The sequence below is a fragment of the Streptomyces sp. BL1 genome, from assembly GCF_057628045.1.
This window is the reverse complement of record NZ_JBXYWZ010000002.1, coordinates 6134305-6157359: the sequence shown is the minus strand read 5'-3', so window position 1 is coordinate 6157359 and position 23055 is coordinate 6134305. Positions and strand designations below refer to the sequence as shown.

The following is a 23055-nucleotide window of genomic DNA, read 5'->3' as shown; positions in this document are numbered from 1 at the left end:
CTACGGCCGGCTCACACCGCTCGACAAGAGGTTCTCAGGACCGCTGTCCTGGTCATCGGCGCGCACGGCACGTCCCGCGGGACCTCCCTTGGCCGCCGCCGGCGGGCCCGCCGGACCGGCGTGCCGCTTCGCTTCCTCCTCCGCCGGGCGGGAGCAGTCCATCGCGCGCGGCAGCCGCAGCGCGGCGAGCGCGCCCAGGAGCAGCAGGGCGGCGCTGACGGTCAGGGTCACGTGCAGTCCGTGGACGAAGGCGTCACGGGCGGCCTGCCGGAGGGCGTGACCCGCGTGGCCGAGCTGGCCCGCCACCTCGTACGCCTCACCGATCGAGTGGCCGGCGTCGCTCGCCGCTCTGCCGGAGACGCCGGGTACGTCGCGGACTCCCGGCGCGTAGGCGGCATTCATGACGCTGCCGAGCAGCGCGATGCCGATCCCGGCGCCCAGCTGGTACGCGGTCTCGCCCACGGCTGCCGCGCCGCCCGCCTGGTCGGCGGGCGCCTCGCTGAGCATCGACTCGTAGCAGCCGAACAGCGTCGTCTCCAGGCCGAAGCCGAGCAGTACGAAGCCGCCGACGAGGATGCCGGGGCGGTCCTCCTGGCCGACGGTCGTCAGACAGAGCACGGCCACAGCGGTCACCACGAAGCCGAGCGACACCATGGCGCGCGGCCCGAGCAGCCGCAGCAGCCGGGAGCCGACGAGGCCCGCGGCGATGGCGGCGACCGAGAGCGGCAGCAGCCGCAGCCCGGTCTGCAGCGGGGAGAGGCCGAGGACGAGCTGGAGGTACTGGGCGGCGATCAGCGCCAGCCCGACCAGCGCCAGCACCGTCAGCACGATGCAGCCCAGCGAGGTGCCGAAGGCGGGCCGGGCGACCGTACGGAAGTCGATCAGCGGATGCGGCCTGCGGCGCTGCCGTACGACGAAGGCCGCGATCAGTGCCGCGCCGACGGCCACCGGGACGATGGTCATCACGGAGAACGGCTCGCCGCTCCCGGCGTGCTTGACGCCCACGATGATGCCGAACAGGCCCGCCGCCGCCATCAGCGCGCCGAACACGTCCCACGGACCCTGGGTGTCGCTCGTGGACTCGGGCAGCAGCCAGCGCCCGACGGGCAGGCTGGCCGCCATCAGCGGGATGTTGATGAGGAAGACGGAGCCCCACCAGAAGTGCTCCAGCAGCGCACCGCCCACCAGCGGGCCGACCGCGGCGCCCACGGCGGCGACGGCGCTCCAGATGCCGACGGCCAGCGCGCGCTCTCTGCGGTCGGGGAAGACCTGGCGCAGGATCGACAGCGTCGCCGGCATGATCATGGCGCCGCCGACGCCGAGCAGGGCGCGGGCCGCGATCAGCACTCCCGGCGTGTGCGCGTACGCGGCCAGCGCGGAGGCCAGCGCGAACAGCGCGTACCCGAACAGCAGGACGCGGCGGCGTCCTATCCGGTCGCCGAGGGTGCCGAAGAGAATGAGGAGGGAGGCGCAGACGAGGGGGTAGGCGTCGACCATCCACAGCAGTTCCGCCGAGCCGGGCCGCAGGTCCTCGGTGACGGCCGGCACCGCGACGTGCAGCACCGTGGCGTCGATGGCGACGAGCAGCAGGCTGGCGCAGAGCACGACGAGGACGGTCCAGCGGTTCGCCGGTCCGCCGGTGACGGCCGGCCCCGCAGGGACGTCCGGCTGGCGGCCTGTGGCCGTGGTCGTCCCGGACATGTACGCACCTCCTCTTGCGCTCGCACCTTCTTGTACCGTCCGTGAGGCTCTGCCATGTGTCGCGAGCCGAACGGCGTCGGGACAGTGCGCCGTCCGGACACGGGAGCGGAAGGGCGAGTGGGCGTCAGCGTACGCGAGACGTCTCGCGTGCTGCGTGGCGCATCACACCTTCGCCGGAATCGGCACCTCTTTCCGCGTGCCCTCCCCGCCGGGCACGGCACGGTGCAGCCCCGTTCGGGCCCGGCATGACGCAGCGCCCAGAGCAGGGTAGGCGACGTCGGGGGGCGCGGCCCAGTGCGCACCGGGGGCAGCGCGGGGCGCGCACCCTTTCCCCGGCCGGGGAAGGGAAGGAGGAATTCCCGCTTACGCGGCGGTGAACTTCAATTCTGTGCACCGTGTGGAATGTGTCTCGGCAAAGTCGACCGGATTGCGCGACGTAAGTCGCGGATAAGCTGCAGGAATTCATGGAACAAAGAGTCGGGTGAGACACACTCCACATCACATCGTCATCACGAACCCGGTGACATGTCAGGCCACCTCTCACGGTCGATGTACCGTCGATTGGGTGCGTACCGACCGAATCCTCGCCCGGCTCGAGCAAGAGCCGGAGCGACCGAGCAGCCGCGATGTCCCGCGGATGAGCCGAACCCGCAAGGCGTTGTTCGGCACGACATTGGTGCTGTATGCGCTCATTGTCCTTGCCGTGGTCATGCCGACAGATCTGGTGCGGCTCGACTGGCAGCTGTTCCTCTTCCGGCCCTACAAGCAGTGGCCGGAAGTCCACGCGTTCCTCGACTACTTCGTGGTGCTGGGCCAGCGCGGCCCCACCGCCGTCCTCGTGATGGCCTGGCTCGGCTGGCGGTCCTGGCGGCAGCGCACGCTGCGGCCCCTGCTGGTGCTGGGCAGCTCGCTGTTCCTGCTGAACGCCACGGTCGGCGCGGTCAAGTTCGGCCTGGGCCGGCTCGGCCCGCACTACGCGACCTCCATCGGCTCGGCCGAACTCTTCGCCGGCGGCGATATATTCCCCTCGGGTCACACCGCCAACGCCGTGGTGACCTGGGGCATCCTGGCCTACCTCGCCACCACCCCGCGGGCCCGCCGGGTGCTGTCCGTCGTCGCCGCCTTCTTCGCCCTCACCATCGGCGCGACGACCGTCTATCTGGGCACCCACTGGGCGAGCGACGTCGTCCTCGGCTGGGCCGCGGGCCTGGTCGTCCTGCTGGCGCTGCCCTGGTGCGAGCCCGCCATCGCCTACGCGGAGGCGCTGGTCTTCGCGCTGCGCGAGCGGCTGCGCACCGCGGGCCGGCGCGGCCGGGGCCTGCTGCCGGCCCCCGTCTCCCCCGCGGGCGCGGCCGGCGCCGGCGCCCCGCTGATGACGCAGGGTCCCGCCGACACGGAGCCGGCGCACAGCGCGCAGACCCTCCAGGACGAGGCGGCAGACGGTACGGGCGTTCCGGGAGCACGCCCGTCCCCCGCCACCGCCGCTGCCGGCACCGGCTCCGCCGCCACGGGGTCCGCCGCCAACGCCACGTCCCGCCCGCACCACTCCGGCGCGCGGCAGCACCCGCTGCGCGCGGAGCGCGCCCCTGTCACCCCGGCGCCCGCCCCGGGTCCCGGGCCGCGCCGGGGCTACCCGGACCGCCCGGGCCCGCGCACCGCGCCGCTGGGTCCGCGCGGCAACAGCAAATAGCCGCCGTACGGGGCGAGTAACGTCCGTCCCCGACGGGAACCCACAGACCGCGGGGACGGTACGCACAGTCTTTCCCCGCACACCACGGCCCCGGCACTCCGCGTGAGTGCCGGGGCCGCGCGTATGTCCGCCCGCTGTCGTGCTGCGGCAGGCCGGGTCAGCCCGGCCAGCAGCGCACCACCGTGCCGCCGTCGACGGCGAGATTGATGCGCCCCGTCAGGTACTCCATGGTGATGACCGCGTCCGGCGCGAGCGTCCGCACAGTCCTCCAACCGCGTTCGTACGCACGCCGTTCCGCCTCGTCGGCGGCGAGTCCCACGTAGCTGTCCGGCTCGTCCCCGGACGCGTCCGGTCCTGCTGTTTCCGGTGCCATGCCCGCCACCGTACGGTCTCCTCTATCAGCCCGGAAGTCCCGCCCTGATCCGCGCCGCGTCACACTTCTGTCACAACGCCGCAGTCCTTCTCCGGAGTTACTCGTGTCACCCGTACGTGCGGGTGAGGACCCTTCTCTTTCCGCGCCCGGCACTTCCCCGAATCCTTGCGCGAAAACCGGCGTACGGGAGGGCACCTGGAATTCACGGTGCGGCTCGATTTCTGTTTGGGCGGCGACGTCCGGGTACCCGCCGCCCGGTGGAACCCGAGGCAGAGAACGACGAGTTGACACCGATCGAAGTCATGCGCGTCGCACGCGACGAGCTCGTGGCACTGACCGGTATGCACGTGGAGAACGTGTCGCGACTCCAGCCGTCCGAGGACGGCTGGGTGGTGGAGATCCAGGTGCTCGAACTCGAGCGCATCCCCGACACGATGAGCCTGCTGGCGTCCTACGAGGTGACCGTCGGCAGCAGCGGAAAGCTCACCGGCTACCGGCAGCTGGGCCGCTTCGAGCGCGGCAGGGCCGGGCCGGCGCGGGGAGGCGCCTGACCACGGACACGCCCGTCGCGCACGAGTCCGGCGCGCGGGCCGACCGGGCGGCACCCATCGCCCAGGAGGGGGGCAACGACATGACCGTTGTTCCGGCACAGCAGCAGAGCGGGGGCGGCGGAGGCGGCGGCACCAGTGGCCTCTACGACGTCCTGGAACTCATCCTCGACCGCGGACTGGTGATCGACGCGTTCGTCCGCGTCTCCCTGGTCGGCATCGAGATCCTCAAGATCGACATCCGGGTCGTGGTGGCGAGCGTCGACACGTATCTGCGCTTCGCCGAGGCGTGCAACCGCCTCGACCTCGAGACCGGCGCCAACAAGGACCCGGGGCTGCCCGAAATCGTGAACGACGCCACGGAGTCGGGCGCCCGCGGCAAGACCAAGGGCGCGCTGTCCGGCGCGGCCGAGACCTTCTCCGACGCCTTCAAGCAGGGCCGCGAGGAGTCGTCCGACGGCCGGCAGAAGGAGAGCGCCGGTGCGAAGCGCCGCACCACGACGCGCCGTAAGGAGGAGTCGGAGTGAGCGTCTACGTGTACGGCATCGCCCGTGACGACCATCCGGCGCTGCCCGAACGCATGGAGGGCATCGGCGACCCGCCGCGCCCGGTACGCACCCTGCGCGCCGGCGGCCTCGCCGCCGTCGTCAGCGACTGCCCGGAGGATCTGCGGCCCAAGCGCCGCGATCTGCTGGCCCATCAGCAGGTGCTGACCGAGGCCGGTTCCTCCGACGTGGTGCTGCCGCTGCGCTTCGGCAGCGTCTCCGCCGACGAGGACACGGTGCGCTCGGTGCTCGCCGAGCACGCCGAGCACTACCGCGGCCAGCTGGCGGAGCTGGAGGGCCGCGTCGAGTTCAACGTGAAGGCCGCGCACAACGAGGAGGCCGTACTGCACCAGGTGCTGGCCGAAGAGGCCGAGGTGCAGGCGCTCAGCGCCGCCAACAAGGCGGCGGGCGGCGGCACATACCAGGACAGGCTGCGGCTGGGCGAGCTGGTCGCCAACGCGGTCAGGGCACGCGAGGTGCGCGACGCCCGGCGCGTCGAGGAGGCACTCGCCCCGCTCGCCGACCGGCACTGCCCGGGGCCCGAGGGCTCGGGCTGGCTCGTCAACCTCTCGTTCCTGGTGCGCCGGGACGGCGAGCGGGACGACGCGCCGGAGCTGATCGAGGCGACGGAGCAGCTGCGCGAGCAGAACCCCCAGCTGGAGGTGCAGATCTCCGGGCCGCTGCCGCCGTACAGCTTCGTCACGCAGCCCGCCCCCGGCAACGCGCCGGCCCCGGAGCCGTCCCCGCAGCACGCGGAGTGACGCCACGTGGGCCTCATCGGTGAAGTGCTGATGCTGCCGGCAGCACCCGTCCGCGGCGTCGGATGGGTGCTCCGGCAGGTCGTCGCCGAGGCGGAACGGCAGTACTACGACCCGGCCGCCATCCAGGCCGAACTCCGCCGCCTCGCCCAGGCCCTGGACGAAGGGGCCATCGGCGAGGAGGAGTTCGACCGGCGGGAGGACGAGTTGCTGGACCGGCTGGAGGCGACGAGGAGACGACAGGAAGAACGAGGAGAGCGCTGAGATGAAGAACCGCACGGGTCTCGCACTGGCCGTCGCAGGCGGCTATGTGCTGGGCCGTACCAAGAAGGGCCGGCTGGCGCTCGGCGTCGGCGGCATGGTGCTGGGCAAACGGCTGGACCTCAGCCCGCAGAAGCTCGCCGGACTGGTCGGCGACCAGATCAGGAACAACCCCCAACTGGCCGAGCTCGGCGGGCAGCTGCGCGAGGACTTCTCGGGCGTCGGCAAGGCCGCGACCGGCGCGCTGGTCAACCGGCAGCTGGAGTCCCTCGCGGACTCGCTACACGGCCGTACGGAAGGCATCCGCGAACAGCTCGCCCCGGCGGGGCTGCTGGACGAGGACGAGGAGGAAGACGCGGACGACGGCGAGCCCGACGAGGACGAGGCGGCGGCCGCCGCGCCGGAGCGGAAGCCGCAGAAGGCGGCCAACGCCCGCCGTACGACAGCCGTGCCGGAGGCAGCGCGGAAGGTCCCCGAGCAGGCCGCGAAGCAGAACTCGAAACAGGACGCCAAGCAGAGCCCCAAGCAGAGCCCCAAGCAGTCCGGCACGTCCGGCAACGGCGCCCGCGGCGCGAACACCCGCTCCAAGAGCGGCGCCCAGACCGACGGCAAGGGCGGCACCGGCGCCAAGAGCGGCGCCGGGAACGGCGCCAAGTCCGGTGCGGCGGGCGGCTCCACGGCCCGTTCGGGCGCCAAGCGGGCCGCCGCGGGGGCTTCGTCCGCCCGCAAGACGGCCGCCTCGGCGGGCAAGTCGGCCGCCAAGAAGGCCGGAGCCTCCGGAGGGGGCGGTCGCCGTGGCTGAGCAGCAGCGGAACAGCAGCTCGCGGGACGGCGGTTCAGCGCTGGACGAGCTGAGGACGAGCCTCACCAGCGGCCCCGCCGTCGAACGGCTCAAGGAGGAAGCCGCGGGCTACGCGGCGGCGCAGGTCCAGCGGATCGTGACCGGTGCCGGCCGGAAGCTCGGCGACACCACGAACAAGCTCAACGACATCGCCGAGGGCAAGAGTCCGGGGCTGGCCAGGATGGCCGCCCAGGGCGGCAAGAAGTTCGCCGAGGGCAAGGGGCCCGTACGGTCGGCCCTGGAGATCGGCGCGGGCAACGTCAAGGACAAGGCGAAGGAAGCCTTCAAGAGCCTCGGCGGCAAGCGCAGGAGCGGTGGCGGCACGGCCAAGTTCATGAACATCACCGAACACATCGACGTCGGTGTGCCGGTGCGCGAGGCGTACAACCAGTGGACGCAGTACCAGGAGTTCGGCACCTTCGCCAAGGGCGTGCAGGGGGTCGAGGCGGCGGACGACACCACGGCCAACTGGCGGGCGAAGATCTTCTGGTCCAGCCGCAGCTGGAAGGCGGACATCACCGAGCAGGTGCCGGACGAGCGGATGGCCTGGACGTCCGAGGGTGCGAAGGGCAGCACGAAGGGTGTGGTGACCTTCCACGCGCTCACCGACAACCTGACGCGGGTGCTGCTGGTCATCGAGTACTACCCCAAGGGCCTGTTCGAGAAGACCGGCAACATCTGGCGCGCCCAGGGCCGCCGGGTCCGGCTCGACCTCAAGCACTACCAGCGCTTCGTGATGATGCGCGGCGAGGCGACCGGCGAGTGGCGCGGTGAGATCCGCGACGGCGAGGTCGTCCGCAGCCACGAGGAGGCCGTCGAGGACGAGGACGGCGAGCCGGCGGAGGAGCCCGCGACGACGGAAGAGGGCCCGGACGGCGAGGAGCCCGCGGCCGAGGACGACGAGCCGGAGCGCGAGCCGGACGAGGAGCCGGACGAGGACGACGAGGACGACGAGGAGACGTACGAGGCGGAAGAGGACGAGGACCGGGAAGACGGCGAGGACGAGGACGCGGACGAACTCCGGGACGAGGAGGCCGAGATCGCGGACGAGGACGAGGAGGTCTACGAACCCGAGCGCGAACCGGAGCGTGTGCGATGACGACTCTCCCCGAACGCCAGGCCCCGTCCGGCGGCGGCAGCAGCGCCAACCTCGCCGACATCCTCGAACGCGTCCTGGACAAGGGCATCATCATCGCCGGCGACATCCGCATCGACCTGCTCGACATCGAGCTGCTGACCATCAAGCTGCGGCTGATCGTCGCCTCCGTCGAGCGGGCCGAGGAGATGGGCATCGACTGGTGGCGCGACGACCCCTCGCTGTCCTCGCAGGCACGCAAGCGCGAGACCGCGCGCGAGAAGGAGAACGCGGCGGTCAGCGGGAACGGACACGACCGGCTCGGCGAGGAGAACGAGCGGCTGCGCGAGCGCATCGCCGAGCTGGAGCGGAAGCAGCTGGAGGCCGAGAGTGAGTGACGACGGGGCGCAGTTGATGTACGTCTACACCGTGCTCCGCGCGCGCGACGCCGCACCGGAGGGCCCGCCTCCGGTGTCCGGCACCGTGGCGGGGGTGGCGGGCGGACCGGTCCGTGCCGTGCGGCACGGCGAGCTCGCCGCGCTCGCCGGGCCCGTCCCCCGGGCGGAGTTCGACGAGGCGGGGCTGCGGCGGAACCTGGAGGACATGGACTGGCTGGAACGTACGGCCCGCGCCCATCAGAGTGTGGTGGCCGAGGCCGCCGGGTCGGCCGACGTGCTGCCGCTGCGGCTGGCCACGGTCTGCCACGACGAGGCGGGCGTACGGCGGCTGCTCGACGAGGGCCGGGAGCGTTTCACGGCGGCGCTGGACGCGCTGACCGGCCGCGTCGAATGGGGCGTGAAGGTCTTCGCCGAAGCCCCGCAGAGCGCCGGGGCCCCGCAGCGCGTGGGGACCGAGCAGAGCACCGAGGCCCCGCGGTCCGACGGGGAGCGGTCCGAAGGCCCCGACTCGCCCCGTACGAACCGCCGTTCGGCGCCCGTGGCCGGTGCCGGTCGCGCGTATCTGCGGCAGCGCAGCAGCGCCCGGCAGGCCGGCGAGCGGCGGGCCGCCCGCTCCGAGGCGTGCGCCCGCGAGGTGCACGAGGAGCTCACGGGCCTCGCCGAGCAGCACAGGCTGCACCGGCCGCAGCATCCGAAGCTGTCGGGCATGGCCGCCGACAATCTGCTCAACGCCGCCTATCTCGTACCGCAGGAGCGCTCCCGCGCCTTCGCCGACCGGGTCGGGGACCTGACGGCGCGTGAGGAGGGGGTGCGGATCGAGCTGACGGGTCCGTGGGCCCCGTACTCCTTCGCCGAGGCGCTGACGGAAGAGCCGCATGACACAGCCGTACGAAGCTGAGCTCCGGGACGCCAGGTTCGACCAGCCACTGGCACAGCGCCAGATCGCGCTGGTCGACCTGCTGGACCGGCTGCTGGCCGGGGGCGCCGTCATCGCCGGTGATCTGACCCTGCGGATCGCCGATGTGGACCTGGTCCGCATCGACCTGCGGGCGCTGGTCAGTTCGGTGAACGACCGCGTCCCCTCCCCCTTCGTCGAGGAGCCGCCCCGTGAGTGAGCACCGAGGCAACAGCCAGGGCAACCGCACCGTCGAACTGGACCGGGACACCGTCGAACGCGATCTGATGCGCCTGGTGCTGACCATCATCGAGCTGCTGCGCCAGCTGATGGAGCGCCAGGCCCTGCGCCGTGTCGACCAGGGCGATCTGAGCGACGAGCAGGAGGAGCGGATCGGTCTCACCCTGATGCTGCTGGCCGAGCGGATGGACGAGCTGTGCGACCGCTACGGCCTGGACCCGTCCGAACTCAACCTGGACCTGGGCCCGCTCGGCCCATTGCTGCCGCGCGACTAGCGGCGCCATCATGGGCTGGGCTTTGCGGCCCCCGCTGTACAGTCCGGCCGGACACGCGGACACAGTCCGCCCGGTCAGGCCCGCGCAGCGCGAACACCGCAGTCCGTACGGCCCGTTGGCACGCTAGCGAAGGGGCACGGCATGGCGACGCACACCGCCGACGTGGCGGCCGGAGCACAGCCCGCGGGGCACCCGCGGCGGCCCGGACGGCTGCTCGTGGAGTGGCTGACCACCACGGACCACAAGAAGATCGGCCATCTGTATCTGATCACGTCCTTCGGCTTCTTCCTGGTGGGCGGCGCGCTGGCGCTTCTGATGCGGGCCGAACTGGCCCGTCCGGGGCTCCAGTTGATGACCAACGAGGAGTTCAACCAGGCGTTCACGATGCACGGCACGATCATGCTGCTGCTGTTCGCCACCCCGATGTTCGCGGGCTTCGCCAACGAGATCATGCCCTTGCAGATCGGTTCGCCCGATGTGGCCTTCCCGCGGCTGAACATGCTCTCGTACTGGCTGTTCCTGTTCGGCGGGCTGACCGTGCTCGGCGGTTTCCTGACGCCCGGCGGTCCGGCCGCCTTCGGCTGGTTCGCGTACGCGCCGCTCAACTCGCTGACCCGTTCGCCGGGTGTGGGCGCGGACATGTGGATCATGGGGCTCGCGCTGGCCGGTTTCGGCACCATCCTGGGCGCGGTCAACTTCCTGACGACGATCATCGGGATGCGGGCGCCCGGCATGACGATGTTCCGGATGCCGGTGTTCACCTGGAACACGCTGTTCACGTCGATCCTCGTGCTGATCGCCTTCCCCGTGCTGGCGGCGGCGCTGCTGTGCCTGGAGGCCGACCGGCGGTTCGGCGCCGTGGTGTTCGAGGCGTCCAACGGCGGGGCGCTGCTGTGGCAGCACCTGTTCTGGTTCTTCGGGCATCCCGAGGTCTACATCATCGCGCTGCCGTTCTTCGGCATCATCACGGAGATCATCCCGGTGTTCTCCCGGAAGCCGATCTTCGGCTATGTGATGCTCATCGGCGCCACGATGGCCATCACCGGGCTCTCGGTCGTCGTGTGGGCGCACCACATGTTCACCACGGGCGCGGTGCTGCTGCCGTTCTTCGCCTTCATGTCGTTCCTGATCGCGGTGCCGACGGGGGTGAAGTTCTTCAACTGGATCGGCACGATGTGGCGCGGCTCGGTCTCCTTCGAGACGCCGATGCTGTGGGCCGTCGGCTTCCTCGTGAGCTTCCTGTTCGGCGGGCTGACGGGCGTCATCCTGGCGTCGCCGCCGCTCGACTTCCACGTGTCCGACACGTACTTCGTCGTGGCGCACTTCCACTACGTGGTGTTCGGCACGGTGGTGTTCGCGACGTTCGCCGGGTTCTACTTCTGGTGGCCGAAGTTTACCGGGAAGATGCTGGACGAGCGGCTCGGCAAGCTGCACTTCTGGACGCTGTTCACCGGCTTCCATCTGACGTTCCTGGTGCAGCACTGGCTGGGCGTCGAGGGCATGCCCCGCCGGTACTCGGACTATCTGGCCGCCGACGGGTTCACCGCGCTCAACACCCTCTCCTCCATCGGCGCGTTCCTGCTGGGGCTGTCCACGCTGCCGTTCCTCTACAACGTCTGGAAGACCGCCAAGTACGGCGTGAAGGTGGAGATGGACGATCCGTGGGGCTTCGGCCGTTCGCTGGAGTGGGCGACGTCCAGCCCGCCGCCGCGGCACAACTTCGTGACGCTGCCCCGGATCCGCTCCGAGTCCCCCGCCTTCGACCTGCACCATCCGGAGGTCCCCTCCGGCGTGTTCGGCGCGGAGCCCGCGAAGGCCGCGGAGCCCGCGAAGGCCGGGGACGCGGGGGAGGCCGGGGGCACGGCAGAGGGCCCGGACGGATCCGGACCCTCTCGCTGAACCTCGGCGTCACCGCCGGCCGCAGGTCACCAGCGGTACCAGCGTGCCCTGCGGCCGCCGGCGCTGCTGCGCATCAGGAAGCCGAGCAGCCAGACCACCAGGACGGCGATCGCGATCCACCAGAGTGCCTTCAGGGCGAAGCCCGCTCCGAAGAGCACCAGCGCGAGCAGCAGTACAAGCAGAATGGGAACCATCAGTCGTCCACCTCCGCGGGCCGGGTTGCCAGCAACTCGCCTTGTACACCGGCCTCTTGGGGCTAGACGCCTTCGGTCACCCGCACGGAGAGGTCGTTGTCCAGCGTGTAGTACGGCTGGACCGTGAAGAGGCCGCCCTCCCCCGCCACCTCGCGCGGCGGATGGACGAACAGCAGCTTCTTGTCCGGCACATCGTCGAGTATCCGCGCGATGCGGGCCGGCTCCGCGGCGCCGCCGGGCGCCACCAGCAGGTCCCACACCGCGCAGCCGGTCAGCTCGGCGTACGGCAGGGCGGCCGCGAACCCCGTGCCCTCGGCCCCGCTGTCGTCCTGGTCCGGGGTGACGGGGACGGAGATCTGCACGGCCTCCGTGTGGACGGCATCGGTGTGCGCGGCGCCGGTACGCCGGGCGCGGGCCAGCAGCCGCGCGCCGTCGGCGAGTTCGGCTCCGTACAGCCTGCCGTGCAGCACCAGTTCGTCCTGGCCCACGAACAGTTCGCCCGCCTCCGCGTGCGGCCAGCGCAGCCAGGCCCGCACGACGAGCAGGCCCTCCTGGGTGGCGTACGGGATGCGTACGCCGAACCAGGTGCGGCCGTGCCGCGGGGTGCGTCCCACGAGCGGGCGCAGATCGTGCACGCCCTGCCGCAGCCGCAGGGGGTCGCCGGTGGAGCCGCCGGGTTCGAGGTACGCGTCCCACCGGCCTTCCGGGAGCGTCATGGTGCTGGGCAGGGCGGCCCGCAGCGGGCCGCCCGGCGCGACGGGCGTGAGCGGCAGCCGTACGGTGTCGGCGTCCTCGCCCGCCGGGCCGCCCCGCCGCACCAGCAGCAGAGCGGCGTCCGCGGTACGCGACAGGCCGGCAGCGGCGGCCTCCGCCTCCGTACGGGCGCCGCCGGCGGGCCCCGGCAGCTCCACGTCGAAGGTGAGTCCGCCGGCGCGGTCGGCGGTACAGTCCGCACGCGGCAGCACCGCGTCCTCCGGTGCCGCCGGATCGAGCGGGACGATCGGCTCGGTGGTCACGGCGCCCCTTCTCGGAAAATAAGTATGCATTTCACCCGTGTCCGACGGTACGTCGCGTCCGGCCCCCTCCGGACGCCTCCCGCCCCGTTGGACCGGTTTTTCCGTGCGAGGGTTGGGCATTATCACCACCTTGTTCCCGAAGAGATGGGACATCGTGATGCGGAGCCGGGAACTCCGGCTCACCAGGGGGCTACTGGGGCCGAACGGCCGCGGGAGCGGGGCTACGGGCGATAGCCGAGCTGGGGCACGGTGAAGCAGTTGCGGGTCATCTCCCCTCCTTGAGTGACCCATCCGGACCCGTCCCGCCAGCGTGCGACGGACAGGCAGGTGCGGCGCTCCCGAGGTGGCTCGCTGTGCCGCTGGTACGACACGGGCAGCAGCAGCCCGTGCGCGGTGTAGGGCTCTTTCCGCTCCAGGTAGCGCTCCACACAGCGGCGCGTCAACTCCCGGCACGAGACCGCCGCGTCACGGAACCACAGGGCCGCCGCCCAGCCCTCCAGTTGCCACTGCGACAGCGCCGGGCCGCCCTTCCCCTGCCGGGCCAGCTCCGTGCGGAACTCCCGTACGGCCGGGTGCCCGGTGTCCGCGTGATTGCGGCTGCTGCCGGTCACCCAGAGGGAGTTGCGGCAGTGCGGGGCGCGCTTGTACTCCGACGCGACGTCATCGTTCCAGTTCTGCACGTTGGTGACCTTCGCGGTGAGCCGCACGTCCGCCGCGTCGAGTGCCTCGCACAGTTGCGCGTTGCCGTGCGCGTCCAGCGCGTCGAAGACCAGATCCGTCTTCTGTTCGCGCAACTGGGCAGCGACCGCCGCGAAGTTCGGCAGCGCGAAATCGGCCCGCTGAACGGTCACCCGGTATCCCTCCGCGCGCAGTCCGCGTGTCAGCAGTCTGGCGTAGGCCGCGGAGGCGGACTGGTTGTACGAGACGACGGCTGCCGTGCGTGCGCCGTGTTCACGCTTGAAGTACCGGTAGACCTCCGTTCCGCCGTACAGTTTTCCGCCCCAGCCGGGACGCCCCTCGCGCGGCGCCCAACTGCCGTAGATCCCGTACAGATGCGGGTACGTGTCGTACGCGGCGCCGACGGGCTGGCCCCCGATGTCGGGCACCCCGGCGGCGGAGACCCGCCGGGCTCCCGCGTAGTCCAGGCTGGCGCCCGCCACCAGCGCGAACACCTTGTCCCGCTGCAACAGCCGCTGCACACAGGCGTTGTTGCCGACGCCGCTGCCGCCGTCGTCACAGGTGACGGCCCGCACCTTGCGGCCGTGTACGCCGCCCTCGCGGTTCAGCCTGTCGAAGTAGGCGCGGGCGCCGTCCCGCGGACCGGTGAACGCGTCGCCTCCGACGGGGCTGGTGGCGCTGGTGATGATGCCGACCTTGAGCGGCCCGGCCGTACGGGCGTCGTCCCGGCCGCGGTCCCGGTGCGTGAAGTCCCGTTCGGGCAGCCTGCTTCCGCAGCCGGCGGCGCCCGCCAGCAGCACTGCCGCCAGTACGCCCGTCAGACACCGGCGCACACGCCGGCCCGCGGAACCGCCCGGCAGTGCGGCATCCTCTGACGCTGCGTCCTCTGGCGCTGCACCGTCTAACAACCTGGCGCCTTCGGCACCTCGTTGCCGCTCATGCTGACCAGCGCGCACAGCGACTTGACCGACACCTTCCACACGCCGCGCTGTTCGACGGAGGTGCCCTTCGCGCCGGGCAGCGCCGTGGCGCCCTTCAGCGTCAGCGCGTAGTCCACGTCGGCGCCCGTCGCGGAGGTGAAGCTGACACGCTGGACCTGCGCGCGCACCTGCCGGCCCCGCTGGTCGTCGTTGAACGCCTCCAGCAGCAGCTTCAGTTGCTCGCCGTTCTCCAGGACCTTCGCCTTCTCGTCGTTGGAGACGTCCGGGTCGAAGAACCGCTGCCAGTTCTTCCGCACCTCCGCCCTGGCCGCGTCCGGGTCGGCGGGCTGCGGCCCCTGCTCGCTCACCGACGGCCGCACGCTCTCCTCCTTCGTCGGCTCAGGCGCCGACTCCCGGTCCTCGCCCGGGTCCCCGCACCCCGCGGCCGCCACCAGCAGGCCCGCCGCCACCAGCGCGCGGACAGCCGCCCTCGCTCCCCGTCCCCCCATGTGTCCCACCCCTTCTGCTGTCGGTCCCCTCACGGCATAGTGCCCCTCAACACGTGCCGTGCACAGGCACAGGGGGGACCGGCATGCGGACGTGCGGGGCGGCGGACGGAACGGCGGCATGAGGACCTGGACGGCGGGCTGGGCCGCCGTCGCGGCGGGCGCCCTGCTGTGCGTGCTCGGCTGGTACGGGGTGTCCGGCGAGCGGTTCGCCGAGCGGCAGATCCCGTACCTCGCCTCGTGCAGCATCCCGGGCGCGGCCCTCCTCGTCGCCGGAGCCCTGCTGCTCGCGCCCACGCGCGCGGGAGCGCCCGTACGGGGGCGAACCGGATTGCCGGAGCACACTGTTGACGCCTCGGAGCCCCGCGCTCCCTCGTCGGACGAACCGCCGCTGTCCGTGCCCGGCGGGCGGCTCGCCCACCGGCCCGACTGTCCGCTCCTCGACGGCAAGGAGACCCTGCCGGCGGACCCCGCCGCGGAACCGTGTCCGGTCTGCGAGCCATGCTCACCTACGAACTGACCCTCGCCGGGCTCGCCGTCGGCAGCGCCGCCGCGCTGAGCGGCATCGGACTGATCGTCACGTACAAGGCCACGGGTGTGCTCAATCTGGCACACGGGGCACTGGCGATGATCTGCGCGTACGTGCTGCGGCACCTCGTCGTCGAGTGGCACTGGCCGCTGCCGCTCTCCGCAGCCGTCGTCCTGCTGCTCTTCGCGCCCGCTCTCGGACTCGCCCTGGACCGCGCGGTGTTCCGCACCCTGACCGGGGTGCACGCGCTCGTCGCCACGGTCGGCGTCTTCATCCTGCTCATCGGCACGGCGACGCTCGTGTGGGGCACCGGCGCACGCGCCGACGCGCCCCGGCTGCTGCCGGGCGACCCGTGGATCCAGCTCGGCACCGTCCTGCTGCTCGCCGCCGCCGTCGCGGCGGTCACCCGGTGGACGCGTTTCGGGTACGAACTGCGCGCGGTCGTCGACGACCGCGCACTCGCCGGACTGACCGGCATCCACGCCGGCCGGGTCGCCGCGGCCGGCTGGGCGTTCGGCACGTTCACAGCGGGGCTCAGCGGCGTCCTGCTGGCACCCCAGCTGCGGCTCGACCCGTACGGGCTGCCGCTGCTCGTCATGGAGGTCATGGCCGTCGCCGTCGCCGCGCGGCTGCGCAGCATGCCGGTCGCCGTCGCCGCGGCCCTCGCCATCGGGGTGACGCAGAGCCAGCTGACCCGCGTACACCCCGACTTGAGCGCGAACCTGTTCGCCCTCGCGCTGCTGGCCGCCGCGCTCGCCCTCCCGTCCGGGCCCGCTCCCCCGCCGCCCGGCCGGCACGCCCGTACGGGCCGGCCCGTCCTGGCCCTCGTCGCGGGCGTCCTCACCCTGCTGCCGCTCGGCTTCGCCGGGAGCGACCTGCGGACCTCCGTCCAAGTGCCGGCGCTGGCGGTCGTCCTGCTGTCCCTCGTGGTGCTGACGGGCCAGATCTCCCTCGGCCAGGCCGCGTACGCGGGCCTCGGCGCGCTCGGCACGGCACTGCTGTCCCCGCACATGCCGAACCTCCTCGCCCTCGCCCTGAGCGTCCTGCTGGTCGCCCCGCTCGGACTGGCGACCGGCTGGCGCCGCCAGGGACTCGCGCTCGCCCTGACGACGCTCGCCATCTCCCTGACCGTCAGCCGCTTCGTCCTGGAGCGCCCGTACGAACTGCTGCCGGACCGGCCCGCGGGATTCGGCGACGACCGCGCCTACTACGCCCTCGAACTCGTGCTGCTGGCCTCGGCCGCCGGCACGGTGGCACTGCTGCGCCGGGGCCGCTTCGGCCGCGCGCTCGCGGCCGTCGGCGACGACGAACAGGCCGCGGCGGCAGCGGGCGTCGCGGTCCCCCGGGTCAAACTGACGGCGTTCGTGACGGGTGCGGCCCTGGCCGCGCTGGGCGGCGGGATGCTGACGATGGGAGTCCGCGCCTTCGACGCCGGCACGTTCGACCCGGTACGCGGACTCCTGTGGTTCGCCGCCCTGTTCGTGCTCGGCTCCGGCACGATGACGGCCGCGCTCACCGCCGCGGCACTGCTGGTCGCCCTCGACGCCGGACCGTACGCGGGCTGGCCCGCGGCCGTCATCGGCGTCCTCGCCGTCCTGACGGGCCGCGTCCCGGCCCTGCGCGCGGGCCTGTTCCCCGCCCTCACCGCACTCTTCGGCACCCCCGGGAAGGAGCCCGGCGGAACTCCCGCGCGCGGGACGCCGATTCGGGGCGGGCCCTCCCGGAGCCCCGTCACGAAGCGTGCCCCCTCACGCAGCACGCCCGGCCCCGCGCAGGGGCTGGTCGCGGACGGGGTGACCGTCGCGTACGACGGGCGTCCCGTGCTGCGGGGCCTCACGCTCGCCGTGCCGCACGGCGCCGTCACCGCGCTCACGGGGCCCAACGGCGCGGGAAAGAGCACCCTGTTCCACTGTCTGGCCGGCACGCTGCGCCCCCTCACGGGCCGCGTACTGCTGGACGGCCGGGACGTCACCCGGCTGCCCCCGCACACCCGCACACGCCTCGGGGTGGCCCGTACGTTCCAGCAGCCTGCCGTGTTCCCGTCCCTCACAGTGGCCGAGAACGTCCGCCTGGGCGCCGAACAGGGGGGCGGCGCCCGGACGTCCGACGCGCTCACCCACCGGGCGCTCAGGCTCCTGGCGCTCGAACCGCTCGCCGGCGCCCCGGCCCGCGGCCTCCCCACCGCCGTACTGCGCCGCGTGGAACTCGCCCGCGCACTCGCCACCGACCCGCACACGCTGCTCCTCGACGAGCCGACCGCGGGCCTAGACACGGCCGAGAGCGCCGCGCTCGGCCGGCTCCTGCGGGCACTCGCCGCGGACGGCACGGCCGTCCTCCTCATCGAGCACGACCAGGCACTCGTCGGCGAAATCGCCGACACCGTGCACCATTTGGAGCCCACTGCCGGCCGCACACCGGGACCGCCACCGGACGGGCCGCCGCGCCGCAGCCGGGAGCCCTCGCCGTGACCGTCGAACTCGCCCTGTACGGCGCCCGCGTGCACTACGGCCCGCTGGAGGCCCTGCACGGCGTCAGCCTCGTGGTACCCGCCGCCCGTCTCACCGCGCTGCTGGGCGGCAACGGGGCGGGCCGCACCACGGTGCTGCGCGCCCTGGCCGGCACCGTTCCGCTCTCCGGGGGCCGCGCACTGTGGCGCGGCGCCGACATCACGCGCACGCCCGCGCACGTACGGGCCCGCCGGGGTCTCGCGTACGTCCCGGAGCGCCGTGCCGTGTTCGGCTCCCTCACGGTGGCGGAGCAACTGGGTGTACCCCGCCGCCCGTTGCGGGAGCCCTCGCTGCCCTATCCGGCGCTGGCGGCGCTACTGCCCCGTACGGCGGCGACGCTCTCGGGCGGCGAGCAGCGCATGCTCGCCCTCGCACGGGCCCTGCGCTCACCGGCCCGGGTGCTGCTGCTGGACGAGCCCACGCAGGGCATGTCCCCGGCCGCCACGGAGCTCACGTACGCGCTGCTGACGGCGGCCGTCCGGGACGGCCGCACCGTACTGCTCGCCGAACAGCACCTCACCCCGGCCCTGGCCGAAGCGGTCACACTGATACACGAACTCCGCCGCGGCACAGTGACATTCACGGGCGAACCCGGCGAGAAGACCACCAGATAAGGGGCGCGGGGAACTGCGCAAACCACACGCGAACCGCAGCCGCCCGACCCACTCAAGGGGCACACGAAGCGGCAAACGCGCCGCCCCGCAAAGCGCAGAGCGCGAGCGCACGCGCCGGCCCCGCCCGGCCCATGGGCCGAACGGGGCCATCCGCTCACAAGCCGCGGATCACGCCAGAAACGCGTCGCGTCACAGACTCAGCTGCTGGCCGGGCACGATCAGATCCGGGTCGGCGCCGATGACGGCCCGGTTGGACTGGTAGACGGCGCTCCAACTGGAGCCGTGCGCCGCCGCGATGGTGCCGAGCGTGTCACCGCTCCGCACCGTGTAGTTGCCGCGGTCCTGGCCGCGGTCGGCACGCACCGCGTCGCGCGGTGCGGCCTGCTGCTCGGGGACGGCCTGCTGCTCGGGGACGGCTTGCTGCTCGGGTGCCGCCTGCCGCTCGGGCTGAGCGCGCTGAACGGGCTTCGACTCCGGTGCGGCCTGGGCCGCCGGGGCCGAGCCACTCGCGCCGGCCTTCGACGAGCAAGTGGGCCACGCACCCCAGCCCTGCGCCTGCTGCACCTTGCTCGCGACCGCGATCTGCTGCTCCTTGCTGGCCCCGTCGGCACTCGGCGCGTAGGAACCACCGCCGTACGCGCGCCAGGTGCTGGGGGAGAACTGCAGCCCTCCGCTGTAGCCGTTGCCGGTGCTGGTGTTCCAGTTCCCACCGCTCTCGCACTGGGCGATGCGGTCCCACACACCGTCGTTCGGCGCCGCCTCGGCCGATCCGGCGGTGGCGGCGATGAGCGCCAGGGGTGCGATGAAACCGGCACCCGCGAGCACTGCCGTGACACGACGTATGGACAAAGGAATCCCTCTCCATGACCCCGGACGGCGCCCGGACGGCACTCGGCCGTCCGGTTCCCCCGCCACGGGCGGACACCGTGCGCATCCGACGCCGGTTCTCCGCCCCGCTGTTCCGGGTGGTGCTCCTTGCACCGCCGCGGAATGTATGGACACCAAAGCCCCACTATCAACTGCAACCCCGTCGTTCCAGGCCAGTCGCTTGTTACCCGCCTTAACGGCGACTTTCGGACACCCACAAAGCGCGGCGATATCGTCATATCTCACCCCACATCCTCATTGATCTGTGACTCAGCTCACCGGCCGAACTTCCCTTCACAGCGCATGGATTAACGGTCCGTCACCAAAACAGGTGCCGGTTTCACTCCCCGCGGTCGATACATCGATTCGGCAGCCGGTGCCGCGTGACCGCTGCCACAGATCGTCCGTTGTCCATACGGACAAGACCCGAATGCCAGGAGCCCCTCGTGTCCCCCATGCTCGATGTCAGCGACGATGTACGTGCCGAGATCGGCGACGATGAAGCCGACCGGCTGCTCGCCGGAGAGAACGCACCGGGCAGCTACGACTGCACCTCGTGCCGCACCCCGGGCAACACCGGGCAGCAGCGCACCAGCACGGTCCTCTTCGTCGGCGATGAAACGGCAGTGCTCGCGTTCGCGCACGCCACCTGCATCCCCTCGCAGGTCGTGACGGTGTCCGAGGAGCAACTGCAGGGCGCCGTCCGGTACATCACCGGAAACGAGGCCGGTGCCGCGGCCCCGGCCCCGGAGCAGCCCTCCGCCGGAGTGCCGGCGCCGGCCTCCGCGCCCGACAGCGCACCGGCCGGCGGGCCCGAAGCCGCCCCCCGGCAGGCCGTGCTCGGCATCACCTGCGGCCAGGTGCTGATCGACGACGCGCTGCACGCCGCGCTCGTCGTCGAGCCGACCGGCGCCATCGTCCGCCCCGGGTCCGACGGCCCCGGCGACGACTTCCTGCCGCTCCTCATCGAGGAGGGCTTCATGCCGGTGACGGACACCGCGAAGGTGCCGCAGTCGCTGTCCGGCTGGTCGGTGCTGCTCGCCACGGGACGGCTGCACGCCATCCTCCAGCCGGCGGCGCAGGGCAGCGGCAGCGTCCAGCCCGTCGCCTGGTGGCAGGCGCACCAGCCGCTGCCGGTCACCGACGAGTGGCGCACCACGGCCACCAAGAACAGCTCGGTCCTCGTCTACGCCGCGCCGTCCGGCTCCATCGGCCAGCAGCCCCGTGAGGACCTGCTGCGGGACGCGCTGGACAGCGCGTCGGAGCGGGGCGTGCTCGTCGCCGCCACCATGCCGCTCGCGGGTACCTGACGGGTCCCGCCGCCCGGCGGCCGTCCGTTCGCACGCGTATCCGTGCTCATCCGGACAGCCCTCCGGGTACGCCTGCGATCAGGTCATTCGCCGCCCGGCCCCGCACCCGCCGGGCGGCGGGATCGTTGATCCCCGTGTGCAACCCTACGAACCTCCCCACGACCGCAGTCCGCACCGCAACCACTCCGCCGGCGACTCCGGTACGCCGATCTACGACTCGCTCTACGCGGAGTACCGACGTCTGTTCCGGGCCCTTCCGGGCGACCGTTCGGGCGAGGAGGAGCTGGCGTTCGAGGGGTTCGGCACGGTGCACGGCACGGGGGTGGGCCGCTGGGACCACACGTGGCACCACCACGCGTGGCACGGCGGCCCCTGGCACAGCGGGGCGGCTCCGCGCCGCCCCGCGCTGCCTGCCGCGCTCCCGCCGGGCCCCCGCGACGGCCACTCGTACGGCTACTGACGCCCCGTCAGCAAGGCGCGGCACAACACCCCGAGGGCCCGGCCCCCACCACTGACGGCGGCCCCGGGCCCTCGGCGTACACCTACTTCTTCGCTGCGGTCCCGTGGGGGACGACCCCCACACCCCCAGCCCGGCGCGGGTGCCCCCTCACTTCACCCCGCACCGCCCAGCGCGAGCGCCCGTCACCTCTTCTTGCCGCGCTTCTCCCGCACCCGCACGCTCATGTGAATCGGCGTGCCCTCGAAGCCGAACTCCTCACGCAGCCGCCGCTCGATGCTGCAGCCCTGTGGGGGACGACCCCCACACCCCCAGCCCGGCGCGGGTGCCCCCTCACTTCACCCCGCACCGCTCAGCGCGAGCGCCCGTCACTTCTTCTTGCCGCGCTTCTCCCGCACCCGCACGCTCATATGAATCGGCGTGCCCTCGAAGCCGAACTCCTCACGCAGACGCCGCTCGATGAACCGGCGGTAGCCCGCCTCCAGGAAGCCGGAGGCGAAGAGGACGAAGCGCGGCGGCTTCGTGCCCGCCTGGGTGCCGAAGAGGATGCGCGGCTGCTTGCCGCCCCGCACCGGGTGCGGGTGGGAGGCCACGATCTCGCCGAGGAAGGAGTTCAGCCGGCCCGTCGGCACCCGGGTCTCCCAGCCGTCCAGCGCGGCCTCGATGGCCGGCACCAGCTTCTCCATGTGCCGGCCCGTACGCGCCGAGATGTTGACCCGCGGCGCCCACTGCACCTGCACGAGGTCCCGCTCGATCTCCCGCTCCAGGTAGAAGCGGCGCTCCTCGTCCATCGTGTCCCACTTGTTGTAGGCGAGGACGAGGGCGCGGCCCGCCTCCACGGCGGTGGTGATGATCCGCAGGTCCTGGACGCTGATCGACTCGCTGACGTCGATGAGGACGACGGCGACCTCGGCCTTCTCCATGGCGGCCGCGGTGCGCAGCGAGGCGTAGTAGTCGGCGCCCTCCTGCAGGTGCACCCGCTTGCGGATGCCCGCCGTGTCGACGAACTTCCAGGTCTTGCCGCCGAGTTCGATGAGCTCGTCGACCGGGTCACGGGTGGTGCCCGCGACCTCGTCGACGACGACCCGGTCCTCCTTGGCGAGCTTGTTCAGCAGGGAGGACTTGCCGACGTTCGGGCGGCCGACGAGCGCGACGCGGCGCGGTCCGCCGAGCGCCGTGCCGAACGTCTGCTCCGGCGCCTCGGGCAGCGCGTCGAGCACCGCGTCGAGCATGTCGCCCGTGCCGCGGCCGTGCAGCGCGGACACCGGGTACGGCTCGCCGAGGCCCAGCGACCACAGGTAGGCGGCCTCTGCCTCACCGGACTGGCCGTCGACCTTGTTGGCGCACAGCACGACGGGCTTGCCGGCCCGGCGCAGCATCTTCACCACGGCCTCGTCGGTGTCGGTCGCGCCGACCATCGCGTCCACCACGAAGACGACGCCGTCCGCGGCCTCCACCGCGAACTCCGCCTGCGCGGCGACCGACGCGTCGATGCCGAGCACGTCCTGCTCCCAGCCGCCGGTGTCGACGACCTTGAAGCGGCGGCCCGCCCACTCGGCCTCGTACGTGACCCGGTCCCGGGTGACGCCGGGGCGGTCCTCCACGACCGCCTCGCGGCGGCCGATGAACCGGTTCACCAGGGTCGACTTGCCGACATTCGGCCGGCCCACCACGGCGAGCACCGGCAGCGGTCCGTGCCCGGCCTCGCCGAGCGCGCCCTCCACCTCTTCGGGGTCGAAGCCTTCTTCCGCGGCGAGCTCCATGAACTCCGCGTACTCGGCGTCGCCGAGCTCGCCCTGCTCGTGCTCGTCGCCGCCGGAGTGTGTCTGGTCGTTCATGACGTGTCGTCCTCGTCGTTCTGCGTCAGGTGGTCCGCCGCCGTACGCGATGGCCCTTCGGGTCGCCGCGTACGGCCGCTGCTTCAAGTCTGCGGGTACGGCTGCTTCAAATCTGCGATG

The 23055-nt window shown here is 72.4% G+C and carries 25 protein-coding genes; 17 read left to right on the top strand and 8 right to left on the bottom strand.

Going from position 1 to position 23055, the window contains the following annotated elements; translation table 11 throughout:
* Window positions 1-1701, bottom strand: a complete 1701-nt coding sequence (locus tag AC3AGO_RS27060; protein WP_487822842.1) for an MFS transporter — start codon at window positions 1699-1701, stop codon at window positions 1-3.
* A 565-nt stretch (window positions 1702-2266) separates the two neighbouring features.
* Here AC3AGO_RS27060 and AC3AGO_RS27055 point away from each other — a divergent pair.
* Window positions 2267-3391 (top strand): phosphatase PAP2 family protein, encoded by a 1125-nt coding sequence (locus AC3AGO_RS27055; protein WP_487822841.1) that lies wholly within the window; start codon window positions 2267-2269, stop codon window positions 3389-3391.
* A 157-nt stretch (window positions 3392-3548) separates the two neighbouring features.
* Here the strand turns inward: AC3AGO_RS27055 and AC3AGO_RS27050 are convergent, their stop codons facing one another.
* Window positions 3549-3764, bottom strand: coding sequence for an I78 family peptidase inhibitor (locus AC3AGO_RS27050; protein ID WP_487822840.1), 216 nt, complete (start codon window positions 3762-3764; stop codon window positions 3549-3551).
* Window positions 3765-4021: 257 nt separating this feature from the next.
* Between AC3AGO_RS27050 and AC3AGO_RS27045 the strand changes: the two genes are divergently transcribed.
* From AC3AGO_RS27045 to ctaD, 11 genes are all read left to right on the top strand, one after another.
* Window positions 4022-4315 carry a gas vesicle protein GvpO gene (locus AC3AGO_RS27045; RefSeq protein ID WP_487822839.1) on the top strand — a complete coding sequence of 98 codons (294 nt, stop codon included), beginning with the start codon at window positions 4022-4024 and terminating at the stop codon, window positions 4313-4315.
* 80 nt (window positions 4316-4395) lie between these two features.
* Window positions 4396-4839, top strand: a complete 444-nt coding sequence (locus AC3AGO_RS27040) for a gas vesicle structural protein GvpA (protein ID WP_487822838.1) — start codon at window positions 4396-4398, stop codon at window positions 4837-4839.
* Window positions 4836-5618 (top strand): GvpL/GvpF family gas vesicle protein, encoded by a 783-nt coding sequence (locus tag AC3AGO_RS27035; RefSeq protein WP_487822837.1) that lies wholly within the window; start codon window positions 4836-4838, stop codon window positions 5616-5618. Before AC3AGO_RS27040 ends, AC3AGO_RS27035 begins: the two co-directional genes overlap by 4 nt.
* A gap of 6 nt (window positions 5619-5624) precedes the next feature.
* The gene (locus tag AC3AGO_RS27030) at window positions 5625-5879 is read left to right on the top strand and encodes a gas vesicle protein GvpG (RefSeq protein WP_487822836.1); all 255 of its coding nucleotides are present in this window, start codon (window positions 5625-5627) and stop codon (window positions 5877-5879) included.
* Between the two features lies 1 nt (window position 5880).
* Complete coding sequence (locus AC3AGO_RS27025; protein ID WP_487822835.1) at window positions 5881-6678, top strand: DNA primase; 798 nt, start codon at window positions 5881-5883, stop codon at window positions 6676-6678.
* Complete coding sequence (locus tag AC3AGO_RS27020; protein ID WP_487822834.1) at window positions 6671-7816, top strand: SRPBCC family protein; 1146 nt, start codon at window positions 6671-6673, stop codon at window positions 7814-7816. The genes AC3AGO_RS27025 and AC3AGO_RS27020 overlap by 8 nt, the downstream gene beginning before the upstream one ends.
* Window positions 7813-8190: a gas vesicle protein gene (locus tag AC3AGO_RS27015; RefSeq protein ID WP_487822833.1), complete on the top strand. Its 378-nt coding sequence runs from the start codon at window positions 7813-7815 to the stop codon at window positions 8188-8190. Before AC3AGO_RS27020 ends, AC3AGO_RS27015 begins: the two co-directional genes overlap by 4 nt.
* Entirely contained in the window at window positions 8183-9088 is a 906-nt protein-coding gene (locus AC3AGO_RS27010) for a GvpL/GvpF family gas vesicle protein (RefSeq protein WP_487822832.1), read from the top strand. Before AC3AGO_RS27015 ends, AC3AGO_RS27010 begins: the two co-directional genes overlap by 8 nt.
* Window positions 9066-9305 (top strand): gas vesicle protein, encoded by a 240-nt coding sequence (locus AC3AGO_RS27005; RefSeq protein WP_487822831.1) that lies wholly within the window; start codon window positions 9066-9068, stop codon window positions 9303-9305. Before AC3AGO_RS27010 ends, AC3AGO_RS27005 begins: the two co-directional genes overlap by 23 nt.
* Window positions 9298-9600, top strand: coding sequence for a gas vesicle protein K (locus tag AC3AGO_RS27000; RefSeq protein ID WP_487822830.1), 303 nt, complete (start codon window positions 9298-9300; stop codon window positions 9598-9600). The genes AC3AGO_RS27005 and AC3AGO_RS27000 overlap by 8 nt, the downstream gene beginning before the upstream one ends.
* Window positions 9601-9741: 141 nt before the next feature.
* Window positions 9742-11499 carry an aa3-type cytochrome oxidase subunit I gene (ctaD, locus tag AC3AGO_RS26995; protein ID WP_487822829.1) on the top strand — a complete coding sequence of 586 codons (1758 nt, stop codon included), beginning with the start codon at window positions 9742-9744 and terminating at the stop codon, window positions 11497-11499.
* A gap of 26 nt (window positions 11500-11525) precedes the next feature.
* On the opposite strand, the gene AC3AGO_RS26990 is transcribed toward ctaD, so the two are convergent.
* The 4 genes from AC3AGO_RS26990 to AC3AGO_RS26975 all read right to left on the bottom strand — a co-directional run bounded on the left by AC3AGO_RS26990 (window position 11526) and on the right by AC3AGO_RS26975 (window position 14816).
* Window positions 11526-11693: a hydrophobic protein gene (locus AC3AGO_RS26990; RefSeq protein WP_487822828.1), complete on the bottom strand. Its 168-nt coding sequence runs from the start codon at window positions 11691-11693 to the stop codon at window positions 11526-11528.
* Window positions 11694-11755: 62 nt separating this feature from the next.
* Window positions 11756-12709, bottom strand: a complete 954-nt coding sequence (locus tag AC3AGO_RS26985; RefSeq protein WP_487822827.1) for a hypothetical protein — start codon at window positions 12707-12709, stop codon at window positions 11756-11758.
* A gap of 221 nt (window positions 12710-12930) precedes the next feature.
* Window positions 12931-14220, bottom strand: a complete 1290-nt coding sequence (locus tag AC3AGO_RS26980) for an ABC transporter substrate-binding protein (RefSeq protein WP_487822826.1) — start codon at window positions 14218-14220, stop codon at window positions 12931-12933.
* 68 nt (window positions 14221-14288) lie between these two features.
* Window positions 14289-14816: an MTB12 C-terminal domain-containing protein gene (locus tag AC3AGO_RS26975; RefSeq protein WP_487822825.1), complete on the bottom strand. Its 528-nt coding sequence runs from the start codon at window positions 14814-14816 to the stop codon at window positions 14289-14291.
* A gap of 118 nt (window positions 14817-14934) precedes the next feature.
* Between AC3AGO_RS26975 and AC3AGO_RS26970 the strand changes: the two genes are divergently transcribed.
* From AC3AGO_RS26970 to AC3AGO_RS26960, 3 genes are read left to right on the top strand one after another with little or no spacing between them, the layout of a single operon-like run.
* Window positions 14935-15333 (top strand): hypothetical protein, encoded by a 399-nt coding sequence (locus AC3AGO_RS26970; RefSeq protein ID WP_487822824.1) that lies wholly within the window; start codon window positions 14935-14937, stop codon window positions 15331-15333.
* The gene (locus AC3AGO_RS26965; protein ID WP_487824838.1) at window positions 15315-17810 is read left to right on the top strand and encodes an ABC transporter permease subunit; all 2496 of its coding nucleotides are present in this window, start codon (window positions 15315-15317) and stop codon (window positions 17808-17810) included. Before AC3AGO_RS26970 ends, AC3AGO_RS26965 begins: the two co-directional genes overlap by 19 nt.
* Window positions 17807-18463, top strand: coding sequence for an ABC transporter ATP-binding protein (locus AC3AGO_RS26960; RefSeq protein ID WP_487822823.1), 657 nt, complete (start codon window positions 17807-17809; stop codon window positions 18461-18463). Before AC3AGO_RS26965 ends, AC3AGO_RS26960 begins: the two co-directional genes overlap by 4 nt.
* A 189-nt stretch (window positions 18464-18652) precedes the next feature.
* Here AC3AGO_RS26960 and AC3AGO_RS26955 read toward each other — a convergent pair whose 3' ends face one another.
* Window positions 18653-19312, bottom strand: coding sequence for a transglycosylase family protein (locus AC3AGO_RS26955; RefSeq protein ID WP_487822822.1), 660 nt, complete (start codon window positions 19310-19312; stop codon window positions 18653-18655).
* A 473-nt stretch (window positions 19313-19785) separates the two neighbouring features.
* Between AC3AGO_RS26955 and AC3AGO_RS26950 the strand changes: the two genes are divergently transcribed.
* Window positions 19786-20640, top strand: a complete 855-nt coding sequence (locus AC3AGO_RS26950; RefSeq protein WP_487824837.1) for a hypothetical protein — start codon at window positions 19786-19788, stop codon at window positions 20638-20640.
* Window positions 20641-20776: 136 nt separating this feature from the next.
* Window positions 20777-21100, top strand: a complete 324-nt coding sequence (locus tag AC3AGO_RS26945) for a hypothetical protein (RefSeq protein WP_487822821.1) — start codon at window positions 20777-20779, stop codon at window positions 21098-21100.
* Between the two features lie 365 nt (window positions 21101-21465).
* Here the strand turns inward: AC3AGO_RS26945 and der are convergent, their stop codons facing one another.
* Window positions 21466-22935, bottom strand: coding sequence for a ribosome biogenesis GTPase Der (gene der / locus AC3AGO_RS26940; RefSeq protein WP_487822820.1), 1470 nt, complete (start codon window positions 22933-22935; stop codon window positions 21466-21468).
* Window positions 22936-23055 lie beyond the last annotated feature (120 nt).

Excerpts from the sequence above, each read along its gene's own strand:
- AC3AGO_RS27060 (WP_487822842.1), bottom strand. The coding sequence starts at position 1,701 with ATGTCCGGGACGACCACGGCCACAGGCCGCCAGCCGGACGTCCCTGCG.
- AC3AGO_RS27050 (WP_487822840.1), bottom strand. The coding sequence starts at position 3,764 with ATGGCACCGGAAACAGCAGGACCGGACGCGTCCGGGGACGAGCCGGAC.
- AC3AGO_RS27040 (WP_487822838.1), top strand. The coding sequence starts at position 4,396 with ATGACCGTTGTTCCGGCACAGCAGCAGAGCGGGGGCGGCGGAGGCGGC.
- AC3AGO_RS26990 (WP_487822828.1), bottom strand. The coding sequence starts at position 11,693 with ATGGTTCCCATTCTGCTTGTACTGCTGCTCGCGCTGGTGCTCTTCGGA.
- AC3AGO_RS27005 (WP_487822831.1), top strand. The coding sequence starts at position 9,066 with ATGACACAGCCGTACGAAGCTGAGCTCCGGGACGCCAGGTTCGACCAG.
- der (WP_487822820.1), bottom strand. The coding sequence starts at position 22,935 with ATGAACGACCAGACACACTCCGGCGGCGACGAGCACGAGCAGGGCGAG.
- AC3AGO_RS26970 (WP_487822824.1), top strand. The coding sequence starts at position 14,935 with ATGAGGACCTGGACGGCGGGCTGGGCCGCCGTCGCGGCGGGCGCCCTG.
- AC3AGO_RS26950 (WP_487824837.1), top strand. The coding sequence starts at position 19,786 with ATGCTCGATGTCAGCGACGATGTACGTGCCGAGATCGGCGACGATGAA.
- AC3AGO_RS27025 (WP_487822835.1), top strand. The coding sequence starts at position 5,881 with ATGAAGAACCGCACGGGTCTCGCACTGGCCGTCGCAGGCGGCTATGTG.
- ctaD (WP_487822829.1), top strand. The coding sequence starts at position 9,742 with ATGGCGACGCACACCGCCGACGTGGCGGCCGGAGCACAGCCCGCGGGG.
- AC3AGO_RS26975 (WP_487822825.1), bottom strand. The coding sequence starts at position 14,816 with ATGGGGGGACGGGGAGCGAGGGCGGCTGTCCGCGCGCTGGTGGCGGCG.
- AC3AGO_RS26965 (WP_487824838.1), top strand. The coding sequence starts at position 15,315 with ATGCTCACCTACGAACTGACCCTCGCCGGGCTCGCCGTCGGCAGCGCC.
- AC3AGO_RS27015 (WP_487822833.1), top strand. The coding sequence starts at position 7,813 with ATGACGACTCTCCCCGAACGCCAGGCCCCGTCCGGCGGCGGCAGCAGC.